The organism is Deltaproteobacteria bacterium CG11_big_fil_rev_8_21_14_0_20_42_23, assembly GCA_002796345.1.
GTDB lineage: Bacteria > UBA10199 > UBA10199 > 2-02-FULL-44-16 > 2-02-FULL-44-16 > 1-14-0-20-42-23.
On record PCXC01000053.1, the window covers coordinates 1 to 12125 of the forward strand.

14 protein-coding genes and 1 tRNA gene are annotated in these 12125 nt (G+C 42.4%); 6 read left to right on the forward strand and 9 right to left on the reverse strand.

All coding sequences use genetic code 11. The features are described from left to right. Positions 1-211 precede the first annotated feature (211 nt). On the reverse strand, positions 212-1516 hold the full coding sequence (locus COV43_06505) for an inositol-3-phosphate synthase (GenBank protein PIR25181.1): 1305 nt from the start codon (positions 1514-1516) through the stop codon (positions 212-214). Between the two features lie 109 nt (positions 1517-1625). Here COV43_06505 and COV43_06510 point away from each other — a divergent pair, with 109 nt between their 5' ends. Further along, complete coding sequence (locus tag COV43_06510; GenBank protein ID PIR25182.1) at positions 1626-2501, forward strand: hypothetical protein; 876 nt, start codon at positions 1626-1628, stop codon at positions 2499-2501. Positions 2502-2626: 125 nt separating this feature from the next. After that, on the forward strand, positions 2627-2986 hold the full coding sequence (locus COV43_06515; GenBank protein ID PIR25183.1) for a hypothetical protein: 360 nt from the start codon (positions 2627-2629) through the stop codon (positions 2984-2986). 152 nt (positions 2987-3138) lie between these two features. Here COV43_06515 and COV43_06520 read toward each other — a convergent pair whose 3' ends face one another. Genes COV43_06520 through COV43_06535 form a run of 4 tightly spaced genes read right to left on the reverse strand, consistent with a single transcriptional unit; the run spans position 3139 to position 6899 of the window. Further along, the gene (locus COV43_06520) at positions 3139-4155 is read right to left on the reverse strand and encodes a hypothetical protein (protein ID PIR25184.1); all 1017 of its coding nucleotides are present in this window, start codon (positions 4153-4155) and stop codon (positions 3139-3141) included. Further along, positions 4152-4877: a hypothetical protein gene (locus COV43_06525; protein ID PIR25185.1), complete on the reverse strand. Its 726-nt coding sequence runs from the start codon at positions 4875-4877 to the stop codon at positions 4152-4154. The genes COV43_06520 and COV43_06525 overlap by 4 nt, the downstream gene beginning before the upstream one ends. 12 nt (positions 4878-4889) lie before the next feature. After that, on the reverse strand, positions 4890-5531 hold the full coding sequence (locus COV43_06530; GenBank protein PIR25186.1) for a hypothetical protein: 642 nt from the start codon (positions 5529-5531) through the stop codon (positions 4890-4892). A 15-nt stretch (positions 5532-5546) separates the two neighbouring features. Continuing rightward, a complete protein-coding gene (locus COV43_06535; protein ID PIR25187.1) occupies positions 5547-6899 on the reverse strand; it encodes a hypothetical protein in 1353 nt (450 codons plus the stop codon). 141 nt (positions 6900-7040) lie between these two features. Between COV43_06535 and COV43_06540 the strand changes: the two genes are divergently transcribed. Further along, entirely contained in the window at positions 7041-8051 is a 1011-nt protein-coding gene (locus COV43_06540) for a hypothetical protein (GenBank protein ID PIR25188.1), read from the forward strand. 34 nt (positions 8052-8085) lie between these two features. Beyond that, positions 8086-8598 carry a hypothetical protein gene (locus COV43_06545; protein PIR25189.1) on the forward strand — a complete coding sequence of 171 codons (513 nt, stop codon included), beginning with the start codon at positions 8086-8088 and terminating at the stop codon, positions 8596-8598. Positions 8599-9036: 438 nt separating this feature from the next. On the opposite strand, the gene COV43_06550 is transcribed toward COV43_06545, so the two are convergent. Beyond that, entirely contained in the window at positions 9037-9279 is a 243-nt protein-coding gene (locus COV43_06550; GenBank protein ID PIR25190.1) for a hypothetical protein, read from the reverse strand. Positions 9280-9504: 225 nt separating this feature from the next. Here COV43_06550 and COV43_06555 point away from each other — a divergent pair, with 225 nt between their 5' ends. Beyond that, positions 9505-9993: a hypothetical protein gene (locus COV43_06555; GenBank protein PIR25191.1), complete on the forward strand. Its 489-nt coding sequence runs from the start codon at positions 9505-9507 to the stop codon at positions 9991-9993. 174 nt (positions 9994-10167) lie between these two features. Here COV43_06555 and COV43_06560 read toward each other — a convergent pair whose 3' ends face one another. The 3 genes from COV43_06560 to COV43_06570 form a co-directional block, all read right to left on the reverse strand. Continuing rightward, positions 10168-10713, reverse strand: a complete 546-nt coding sequence (locus COV43_06560) for a hypothetical protein (protein ID PIR25192.1) — start codon at positions 10711-10713, stop codon at positions 10168-10170. Beyond that, complete coding sequence (locus tag COV43_06565) at positions 10706-10954, reverse strand: hypothetical protein (GenBank protein ID PIR25193.1); 249 nt, start codon at positions 10952-10954, stop codon at positions 10706-10708. The genes COV43_06560 and COV43_06565 overlap by 8 nt, the downstream gene beginning before the upstream one ends. A gap of 76 nt (positions 10955-11030) precedes the next feature. Further along, positions 11031-11103 (reverse strand) — tRNA-Thr (locus COV43_06570). A gap of 545 nt (positions 11104-11648) precedes the next feature. Between COV43_06570 and COV43_06575 the strand changes: the two genes are divergently transcribed. Then, the gene (locus tag COV43_06575) at positions 11649-12056 is read left to right on the forward strand and encodes a hypothetical protein (protein ID PIR25194.1); all 408 of its coding nucleotides are present in this window, start codon (positions 11649-11651) and stop codon (positions 12054-12056) included. The last annotated feature ends 69 nt before the right edge of the window (positions 12057-12125 follow it).

Genomic DNA, 12125 nt, shown 5'->3' on the forward strand with positions numbered 1-12125 from the left:
TCTTTTATGACCTATCCACTTTACGCCATCACTTCCTCTCTTTTCTTTCTCTTCCAAATTCAACTTCACTTCAAGATACAATCCACAATTTGAATTCAATTAAAACCCCTGGATCCCCGCGTTCGCGAGGATGACAGTAACAAAAACGGCGCGGGAGCCTTTATGTATCTAGCTTTCCGCGCCGCATTATTTTGTAACAAAATAAACCGAACTAACTTTCCCAATCAACATGCGTTACAGGATCTTCGCCCATCATGAAGCGAAGGGTGTTTTTCAATTTCATTTCTTGAATGAAAATATTGTGCTCGGGATAATTTTTTTCCACCATTGGACATTTGTAGTAGAACGAAAGCCACTCTTGAATACCAGAAAGTCCAGCGCGTTTTGACAAATCCATAAACAGCGCAAGATCAAGCACAAGTGGTGCTGCCAAAATAGAATCGCGGCACAAGAAATCCACTTTGATTTGCATTGGGTATCCCATCCATCCAAAAATATCGATGTTATCCCAACCTTCTTTGTTGTCACCACGTGGAGGATAATAGTTGATGCGCACTTTGTGGTACATGTTACCGTACAAATCTGGATTTAATTCTGGTTGCAAAATAGTATCAAGCACTCCCAGTTTTGTTACTTCTTTTGACTTGAAAGACTCTGGATCATCAAGCACTTCGCCGTCGCGATTTCCCAAAATGTTGGTAGAGAACCAACCGCTAATGCCCAATTGGCGCGCTTTAAAGCCTGGTGCCAAAATAGTTTTCATCAAGGTTTGGCCTGTTTTAAAATCTTTTCCACAAAGAGGAACATTATTTCTTCGTGCGAGTTCAAGAAGAGCAGGGGTATCTGTTGTTAAGTTTGGAGCACCATTTGCGTATGGAATCCCAAGAGAAAGAGCTGCATAAGCATACAACATTGAAGGTGCAATATCGGCATCGTTGTTATCAAGCCCTTTTTCAAAAGCTTCTAGCGACATGTGGACAGGTTTAAGTGGAATATACACTTCTGTTGATCCGCACCACACCACAACAGAACGAGTTGCGCGATTTATGTCTTCAAATCTACGAATGTCATCGATAAGCTGATTTACAAGGTCACGTTTTGTTTCGCCTGTTTTAAAATATTTTCCATCAAGTTTTTTTACCCAATTGCGATCAAACGCTGCTTTCATGGGCTTCACCTGACAGAGAACCTCTTTCAAAGGTTCTAAGTCTTGAGGATTAAGCACCGCAGCTTTTTTTGCTGCTTCGTATGCGTTATCTTCAAAAACGTCCCAAGCGCCAAAGACGATGTCCTCTAGCTTTGCCAGCGGAACGAAATCTTTAATGAGCGGACTTCTTTTTTCAGAGCGTTGCCCCAAGCGAATGGTTCCCATTTGTGTAAGTGATCCAATGGGTTTCGATTGTCCGCGTCTAATGGCTTCCACGCCGGCTATAAACGTGGTGCTCACAGCGCCCAGGCCCACCAGCAAGATGCCTAATTTCCCCTCAGCTGGGGCTATAGTTTTAACTTGTGTCATATTTTCTCCTTTGTTGATGCGATAGTTAAATCTTAATTTGGCGCTTGATTATCGAAGCAGGATGAATTAGTCAAATTAATTATAATTCTAATAGCGAGAAGTTTTACTTATGGACTTACAAAAGCTCAAAATCTTCAGAACTCTCTACGAGGAACGCAGTTATACCAAGGCTGCGCGCCAGCTTGGCCTCAGCCAGTCTGCGGTAAGTCAGCATATAAAGGTGTTTGAAGAGATTCTTGGCGTAAAGCTTTTTGATGCACAAAAGCGAACCTTCCCCACGGCTGCGGCAGACTACCTCTATCAAGAAGGGGTGAAGCTGCTGGCGTTGGCGCGCGATCTTGAAAACAGCGTCAAACAAATTGAAGGCGTTGGAAAAGGAGATGTTCGTTTTGGAATGATAGACGTAGCAGCTATCGAATTTGCCCCAGAAATTTTAGCAAGTTTTCGAAAAAAACATCCGCATGTTGAGGTGACGGCGTTTGTGAAGCCAAGCGGCGAAATTATTGATGATGTTTCGCAAAACAAACTCGATTTTGGCTTGGTGGTATGTCACGATTTGCCGGAGAATGTGAAAGCTCATATTTTGTATCACGATTCCATTGTTGCGGTTGTTCCGCTTAAAAGTAGTCTTGCAAAACAAAAAGAAATTTCGGTGAGAGACTTAAAAGCTGAACCACTTATTGTGTATCCCGCCAGTTCACTTTCCCGCGATCTCATTGAAGCGGCGTTTCAAAAAAAGCGTCTTCGCCCACAAGTGGCTATGGAGATGCATTATCCCGAGGCCATGTTAAGCCTTGTGGATAAAGGCGTAGGTATTGCGCTGATGTCTGCGCTTTCTGCAAAACGCAGTGCGCTCAAAGGCCACAAAATTCTCTCTATTCGTGAACTCAAAAACAGCAGAAATATCGGCCTCATCACCAAACACCAACGCCATCTCTCTCCCCAAGCCCTCGCCTTTATTTCTGCTTTTTCAAGAAAATCCTAAATAAATGAGAAAAATGAAAAAACTTAGCAACTCTTAAGGCTAGACTGCGATAATAGAAATGTAAGCAGGAAACACTTGAAAAAAGTTGGAAAATCAACTAGATACAAAACTCACTGGAGTACATTATGTCGGTAAAATGGATACAATCTCTTCTTGGAAACAAGCCCTCGGCGGAAAGCTTGCAGCAGGGCAGTGTAGAGAAGACCTTGCGAGAAAAAATTGAAAAAACAAACGGTGTTGATGTGCCGCATGAAGTGCTTACGCAAGAAGCTGCCGAACATTATGCAGCGCTTGAAGGCTTGAAGGCTGCGGGTTCAGGAAGCGATAAGCGCGAACGTCTCAAGAAAAAAGTGCGCAAAAAAGTGTGGGATGTGGTGACGCAAGATTTTGATATCGAAGACGAACAAGTCATCGAAGAAATCACCGAACGCATGTGTGAATTTGCCGAAAGCGATCCCGACTGCGCCAAAATGTTTGAAGAGTAAAGAGTGCTCTAGGTTTCTCTCAAGATACGATCCAATAATTTAAAATAACTCTGTCATTGCAATCCGCCTCAGGCGGAGTGGCAATCTGCTCTGACAATTCAAAAATCGAGATCACCACGTCGCTATTGCTCCTCGTGATGACAGTGTATCCATCACACTTTCTCAATCAGCTCTTTTTCTTCCCATACTTTCGTGCGGTCGCGGGTGTTTAAAAAGGCGATGCCCAAAGCAATCCAAAATGCAGCGCGAATTCTTTTGGCAATTTGGATGGTGATGCCCAGCGCAGGATCAAGCCCCATCAAATACAGCACTCCGGAGTAAGCGCCTTCCATGACACCAAGCGCGCCTGGCACAAAGGTGAATACCGTATTAATCATGGGCGAAAGTGCTGTGAGCACAAGAGCAATAAACAGTGAAAATTCGTTCGTGATAGTTTTTCCTACTACGTACACTTCAAGCACACCAAGCAGACGACCGGCAATGTGAAAGCCAAGCGCCGTCATAAATCCACGGTGACTTTCTTGATAAAACGAAACAATATGCTCATCCAATTCTTGAAAGCGATCTACGGTTTTTTGAGAAAATTCTTTTTTGATGCCAGTTTTTTTCAAGACTTGAAGCAGAAGACCAAAAATACCCCTGCGTTGGTGAACAAAAATAAAACCAATAAAGCCCATGGCAACCAACATCACCAAAGGAATGCCAAATTTTACATTGCTGGGAAAATGATCATAGCTCAAAAATGAAACAATTACGCCAAAGAACACCATAAACAACGTGGCCATGCTGTGAAGTGTTCGATCCACTACAACTGAAGCAGCACTTTCGGTGACGGGGAAATAACGTTTCAGCAAGTAAATGCGCATGGGATCGCCACCAATGAAATTGGCTGGAGTGAGCGTGTTTACTGCCTCTCCGGCAATCTTAATGCGAAAAAGTTCCCAAAAATGAATTGAGCCTTTTGATTTTGATAAAAATTGAAACCAAGCCAAAGCGTAAAAAACATACCACGAAAAACTAATGAACAGCAGTGGTACAAAGGCCCATCCAATTTGGCCTATATTTTCCACAATGGTAGAGATACCAATTTTTTTGATGAGAAAGAAAAGGAGATAAGCTCCAATGCCTAGAAAGAGAATGTGTAAAATTTTATTTTTTTTTCGAGTCATAGAAGAAAAAGTTTGTTTGTACGAAGCGATTCTTCGGCATGTTCTAAATCTGATTGATTATCCACTTCAAGCCACGAAATACCTGAAGTGTCGCAAAGAGAGATAGTGTTTCCGTTTTCAGCAAGCAAGCCTAAAATCCATTCAACAGGCGCCATCTCGCCAAAGCATTGCAGGGCTTCATGTGCGGCTTGGGTGTAAAGAGCAAGTTTATCTTTGGGGCAGTAGGTCATGCCGATGTAACCACCGTCGAAGTCTGAAAGTTGTTTGTGAATGGCGGCAAGATTTCCCATTTCGTCGCATTTTACTTTCATGTCATCTTCTACAAGCGTGCGGTCGAAATCACACATGGCCGTGATGTTTTTTCGTGGCGCTTGAAGAATGCGTTTGAAAAGTTTTGCAGGATAAATGTGATCTACGTTCATAATGAGAACATCATCCGTTGCTTGTTCCAAAGCGGTGAGAAGGGTGATGATGCTTCCCAAACGATAGCGAGCATTGAAAACAGTTTCTACTTCAGGTGCGTAACTGTGAAGATGTTCTGTGAATAGTTCAGACATGTAACCCGTAACTACAGTGACTTTGCTGGCGTCAAATGTTTTCAAACCTTGCAGTGCATAAGCAATAAGCGGTTTTTCATTTACTTCCACCAAGGCCTTTGGGCGATCTTCAGTTTTGTCTTTGAGCCGGCTTCCAAGCCCAGCTGCAAGTATAATGGCGTCCATGTGATATCCTTCTTAGTCAAGCAAGTTGAGGAGTTGGTCGATGTTGGCTACAACAGGTGAGTGAGGAAAACGAGCATGAAATTCTGCTGTGCTAAATGTTCCTTCTTTGCCCACGAAATCTATATTTGCCTCAAGTGCGCGCTCGCCATCATGGAGTGAATCACCAACAAAAAGAATGTCACTTGGGTTGAGAGAAAATTTTTTCATCGTCGCTTCAAAATGATGTGGGCCTTTTTCGAAACCATCTTCAAAGCCAAGGACAAAATCAAAAACGAGATGACGTTTTTCTACAAAGGTATCGATGAGTTCTTGAAAGTTGTTTGAAGAAACAATGGTTTTGATGTTTTTCTTTTTCAACGCGAGCAACGTTTCTGGTACGCCAGGGAAAATAATTTTATCAAAATAATCTTCTTTTTTTGTTTCTTCAAATTCGCGTGCAGCCTGCTTGTTGAGTGTGTTTCCGGGGAATAAAACTTCAAGCTGATAGTGAAAAGGAATGCCTGAAGTTTGCATATATTTTTCCACACCAAGTTCAAGTGGAAGTTCATAGTATTTGTGCATTACTTTTGCTGCAATGGTGGCAAAGGTGCCCATGGAATCTACAAGAGTTCCGTCGAAATCGAACATCACGGCTTTTTTGGAAGAGAACATCATGATAAAGTGAGTAACCTACTTTGAGAAACTTGCAGCTTTTTCACGGGCAGGTGCTTGTGAAAAACGTGGGGCAAGTGTATCTTTAAAGGCCAAATATGAAAGAACGAGTGCGCCACTTACTGCTACAAGGGTGGCCGCAAAGAACCACCAGTAGGCTTTTCCCACGAGGGCGAAAAGAAATACAGTAAGGGAAACAAGATCTTTTTTCAGTAAATATTTTCCAGTGTGAATAAGTTTGATAAGCCATTTTCCATAAGACTGCGGCAAATGCTGAAGATAATCTTTATCGAACGCAACCAAGCTTGCAGATTCGGAACGTTTCTTCATAACGCGAATCATAAGGCCAAGGGTGAGGGCAAATGAACCGATGAGTAATCCACCAATCCAGAAAGTGCTCATGCTATGGGAGTGCCGCCAGTAGCCACCCACAATACCAACCAACAAACTGACAAGTGAAAGGTTGTCGCTGATGGTATCGATGAACTCGCCAAAGCGGCTGGCTCTAAACGTGAGTTTGGCCACCTCGCCGTCGCAGCCATCAATGACCGATGCCGCTTGGTACAGCGTTGCTCCCACCAAGATCGTCCAATAGTGATGGCCATCAGCAATGAAAACGCCAGAGAGAAGCCCAATAATAATGTTGAAAGCGGTGATAGCGTGAGGGCTGATCCACAATTTCGAAAGCAGCAAACTAATGGGCAGCGAAATACGTTTGTTTAAGTGTTTTGCTACGGGGCCGGTAGTGCTGTGGCGAATATTTTCAGCCAAAAACTTTTCGGCAACCGCGCGGTCGCGCAGGCGCTGCATAAGAAAGCTCACGTTGCTGGAAGTGTTTTGCACCACTTTTGCCTTCAGAGAAGTGTGTAACATGTGTAAACAATTTTCGATGGAGCGTGGAGCTTCTTCTACATAGCGTGTCAGCGTATTGAACGCTTGCTGAGTAGTGTCAATAAAGGGCAAGAAGTGAATGCCTTCTTTGTAGCTCAAAAATTCGTGCCCGTGCACGGGAAGGTTGGCCAGGCGCTTGGACATATGCTCATCAAAGAGCAGGTTTGAATTGATCACAAAAAAGCGTTGATCGAGTGAATCCACAATTTCTGCAAGGGTGACGGGGCTTACGCGGTAAGGGTCATCGTAACAGATGATGCTTACCTTTGGGAGCTGATCGCCCTTAAAGCGGCCTAAAAACCGCTCAATCTTCCTTTTTTGGGATTTTTCAGCCAGAAGAGTGACAGCAGAAAGCCCACTTTTTTTGAGGGTCATAACTGCTCTGATGATGGGAGGTACGCCTGCAACTGCACGTGTGGCAAGAACCATAGCCTCAGGGGTGTCTGAGGGCACATAGATGAGGGCTTCACTTTTCAACATCGTCTCCAGAGGCTAAATTCCCTGCCAAATAGCAAGAATAGGGGCAGTATGTAAAGTAAATTCGAAGCTCGGAAAAGTTGACCTTTCTGGGTCTAGGTGCTAGGGCCAGTCTCCGAATCTGGGTTCAAGAGTGTATCAGAAATGGTCACCTTCTCCCACAAAAAGCTGAAAAGGAATACCATGAAACTCCTCCACGGTGATTTAAGCAAATCTCCCTCTCGTTTGAGAGGCGTCTATTCATATTTTCGCTGTCTTCTCACGCAAAATCCAAGACTCGTAAACTTAGAGTTCACAAAGCACTGCAACGCCAAGTGTGGTTTTTGTGCGTGTTGGGAAGTGGAAAGTCCCAATGAAATGAAAGACTATTCGGAATTGGTGAAAAAGTTTCGGCCTGTAGTGTGTTCAGTTTCTGGTGGTGAGCCCTTGCTTCGCAAAAATTTCGACGAACTTCTTGCAGGCTTAAGACCATATTGCCATTACCTTGCCATCATTACCAATGGAGCGTTGCTCAATGAGGAAACCGCGGCCAGGCTTAACAATGCGGGTGTGAATCAAATTTCTGTTTCACTCGATTATATTGGAAAGCAACACAGCGATCAGCGAAAAATTGAAGGCTTGTACGAGCACATTGAAAATATTGTTCCAAAGCTCACGGCGAAGGGATACAACGTTGCGCTCAATACTATTATTATGGATTCGAATATGGAGCACATTATTCCGCTTGCGCACAAAGCAAAAGAGTGGGGCGCGAAAATTTCGTATTCATCCTATTGCACGTTGAAAAAAGATCGCGATGCCGACATGATTAGCCCAGAACGTTTCAAACATTTGCAGCAACTTATAAAAGATATCAAACGCACGAAGCGTGAATTGAAAAATATCAAAAATTCCGACTACTATTTAGATCGCATTCCAGAGTATTTCAAAACGGGTGGCATCGGCAACTGCAAGGCTGGCAAGCTTTGGCTGCAAGCTACGCCCGATGGTTATGTTCAACAATGTTCAGAACTTCCACGTGTTGCGCATTACAGTGACTATGATCCCAAAAAAGTAAAAGCGCCAGCGTGTACAAAATGTTGGTACACGTGTCGCGGAGAATCTGAAGCATCAAAGTTAGATCCAAAAAGAATTTTAGAACTTATTCGAGCCTAAGCCGTGTTGGTTTAGCTTTTTTGAAGGGGATAGTATGAAAAAGTTGTTCATGTTGGTAGCGGTATTGCTTGTTCCAGTATTAGCAGAAGCAGGTGTAAACACTCTCACTCCAGGCCACTATGAGGGGACCATTGTAGATTCAATTAATCCCAGCATGAAAGGATTGAAGTTGAACGCAGATGTGAAAACCGAAGGTAGCAATGTAGTAGCAACCATCACCTACGAAGGTGGAAAAGAAGTTTGGACATGGACGGACACAACGTTGACTCAAGAAGAAATTGATCTTGCCACGAACAAACCAGTGAGACAATACGGAGCGGTAGCAGCAACAACTCCAACCGGAAGCCAACAACGTTACGCTATTCGCTGCACCGACAAAGCAAAAAATGTGTGCGACGCAGGCATCGATTCACGCAACGCATGGGAAATTGAAACCGGCGCAAACTCTTTGAAATACACTGTTTACGGAGTAGCCTCAGCAGTGGAAAAAGCAAACCCAGCAGCAACAGCTATCAAAAGACACGAGTTTGTGTTTAGCAAAAAATAGACAGCGCAATTGAATAAACTAAAAAAGCCCTCGCAAGAGGGCTTTTTTATTGGCGTAAGATTTTAATATATTTCTGTAATTAAAAAACCTATCTGGTAGTCGACCGTAACGCGGAATTTTCGAAAGAAATCAAGACCGATAAGCGCATCAATTCCCCAAGATTCATCGAGTTTTGAGACGAAAACTTCAAGCAGATCAAAATGGCGACCACAAATTTCAACTTGTGGCAATAAAACTTTTCCATATTTTTGAGTTTGTAATCCTTTCTTTACTTTTATTTCATCTGAATGGTTTTCAATAAAACCAGCCTGGATTAAAACAATGTCAGAAAATTCTGTTTTGGGTGCACCTGTATCAACAATGCCTCTAAAAACATGTTTTGTGCCCGTAACGGGATGAGATACAAAGAAATTGGTGTGGATGTGATGTTTGTTTGTATCAAATGGAGTTGTGGTTTACCGCATGACTTCTCATTCCTAAAAATGCTGATTCCCCTGTGTAAAAAAAGGCAGTGTCTTGATTAACAATTGGAGGCAAAGCAGCCACACGTTTTAATTTTGAGTGGCGTTCAATTATTCCACAAATGATTTGTCCATATTCATCAAGTTCAAAATCAGTGATAAGGAGCCATTCATTAGGATATTGAGCTTTCATTTCTTCCCATGTCATTTTAGTTTGCATACGTCTTTCCCTCCATTTGGCTTTTTGTATCACAAAAGGAGCCAAAGCGAAAGTATAGTCATGACGCACGTTCACTTAGCAAGAATATATTTCAAAAAAGTGTAAAAAGTGAAAGGAAATTGAAAGCCTCGCAAGAGGGCTTTTTATTTTAAACTTGCCTTGACGGAAAAGCTAGGTCTGGTCTAGCTTCCCTCAACTCACCTTAGACGAAGTTTTGAGAAAGGGATGCTCATGAGTGATCTTGCCCAAGTAAGAAGTGTCATCGCGCAGAAATGTCCTCAGGTAAGGCATTTTGGATTTATGTGGAATGGAATCACTCCAAAGCACTTTAAGTGTGATGGGCGTGCTTCTCAAAAAAATACGTTTGCATGTCTTGATAAGGCTTACGAACGTTTTTTAAAGATGACACGTTTATATCAAACATCTTTTCAAGAAAGAGAGATTGATGAAGCGCTGATGAATTTGGGACTAGCTTCTTTAAATTATGAAAAGGCAAGATTGCCAGCGATCTTGGGAATGACGGCCTTAGGTTCAGACCATTTTTCGGAACTTTTTCTCAAGTCTTCTCAATACAAATATCTTTTTGAAGAAGAAGGCGAAACTCAAGTTCACGCCAATTACACTTCAGCCGTTGTGTACGCGGCCTGCGTTCAAGAATATCCAAAACCAGGCAGATATCGCATCCGTGGAAATAGGGCGTTAGCGGGGAGGTAGATTTATTCCATAAAAGTTGCAGGAAATGACAGAGTAAAAATCCATGAGAATATCATGAAAAAACGCGCTTGGTTTTCTGGGAACTCACATGCGAGCCTTCATTTCTTCCCATGTCATTTTAAATTTCACACGTTTATTCCTTATTGCTCAAAAAAATAATGTCCCCGATTTACTTCACGAAATAGTTTCAGTTTTATCAAGTTGCTGAAGAAACTCTAAGTCTTGTGTGTCTGTACTTCGTGAACGGTTTTTGACAGCAATCTCTTTGAGTCGAATCAAATCTTCCCTTGCAGCCACATAAAATGTATAGGAGCGAATTTTCTTTTTTTGCGCCCGTTTGGCAAGTTCCACGGCAGGGAGTGGAAAGTCAAAAAGGAGGTCGATGCGCAGGCCGCTTTTCTTTTTAAGAAAATATGCACTTGAAGGCTTATCTAAATGCATCCGAATGGATGCAACTTTTTGATTGTTGATTGTATTGAGAATAGTTCCTTGTTGATCTATCTTTGAAGCGAGCTCAAAACCACGCGAGTAAAAAAGTGAAAGTATCTGCTCTTGAAGATCATTGTTTTTGGCAATCAGGATATCAAAGTCTTCAGTGACTCGTCGTGAGCCCAAAATAACCAAAGCCATTCCGCCCACCAGCACAGGTGACAGGGTTAATTTTTCAAGATCCCGCAAGAGTTGCCCAACTTCTTCAATATAGCTTTCATCTTTAAACATAAACTCCTGGCAGCTTTTCTGGAGCAGTTTTGCGAGACTTTACTTTGGGTGGAAGGGAGAGTTCATGGATGGCTTTGAGATACCGAAAATTTGTTTCAATTCTTTGTGCAATTTGCAGAGATTGTATGCGGGCTTTTGCCCCTTGAGCGGCAATGTTTTTTTTCTGTTCAGCTGAAAGCGTTTTGGCTCGAGCTTGCCCGCCACGCCTCCCTAAGATTTTGGCATACTGATGTAATGACATAGCTGGAAAAATAGCTTAGCGCTAAGCAAAAGTCAATAAAAAACAGAGGAGGGCACGTCTTGATTTTTCACTCCTGAGCCGACAACCAGAATCGAACTGGTGACCTCTTCATTACGAGTGAAGCGCTCTACCAACTGAGCTATGCCGTGAAAAAGGGGTCAAGTCTTTACTTTTTACTTTTCAACTGAGCTTAAAACACAATCCATCACATCTTCTAACATCTTCTGAACCGGCCATGATTCTAGAAGCACGCACGGGAAAAATGTTAAACACATCGGACAGCTCACGAAAAACAACGAACGGGCGTTTTTTCGATTTATTACGATCACGTGATAAGCGCACTGGAGAAGACTTTGTGCTACAAAGTAAAAGGTAAAGACTTGACCCCTTGAGATTGGAAGCAACTATTTCAAAAAATTGCCGATAAGAGTATGAGGAACGAGGTATCTCTGTGGCAGAACCGACAATCCAGATAGGCAAAGCGACGGTTCTAATTATCGATAATCAAACAGGTTTTTTTGGTTATTTTTTCCTTAAACGCAAGCGAGAGCATGCTTTAACTCTTTTCGAAAAAACTAATGTTATTATGCAGGCTATGCTAAGCATGGCACTAAAAATATGGCACTAAAAATAGCACGCAACTTTCTATCGATATCGTCGATATATTATCCTGAATCAATAAAGGAGAAAAATTATGGCATGTGGAAAAGTAACATTGGATATTCCTATGGAATTGGCTGCATCGCTTCATGTTGCATTTTTGCAGGCAGCAGAAAGTGATGATGCGAGTGAGAGCGAAGCTGAAATTGATACCATTCAAGAATTAAGAACTTTCGAAACAAAAGTAGGCGAATGGAAAGAACGTTTTGCAAACGGTGGTCAAAAATGGATCGTAGATAACATTGCGAGCGAGCTTATTAGACCGCTTGGTATGAGCGAAAGGTATCCCTTGAATAGAATTAAAGCGGCGTTAGATGATTTAAGTAAAAGAAGAAAAAAGGGTGAATTTGCAAATGCAGATGGAGTTGAAATTCAATTTTGGGGACGTAAAAATTTTTCGATTAGTTTTGGTGAAGGCGTATCACTTACTAGGGCGTGTTAACACTATTTAAGACCCTCCACGATAAGCACGAAAAGAATAAAGCCAATGAACATGATGTCGAGCTTTTCA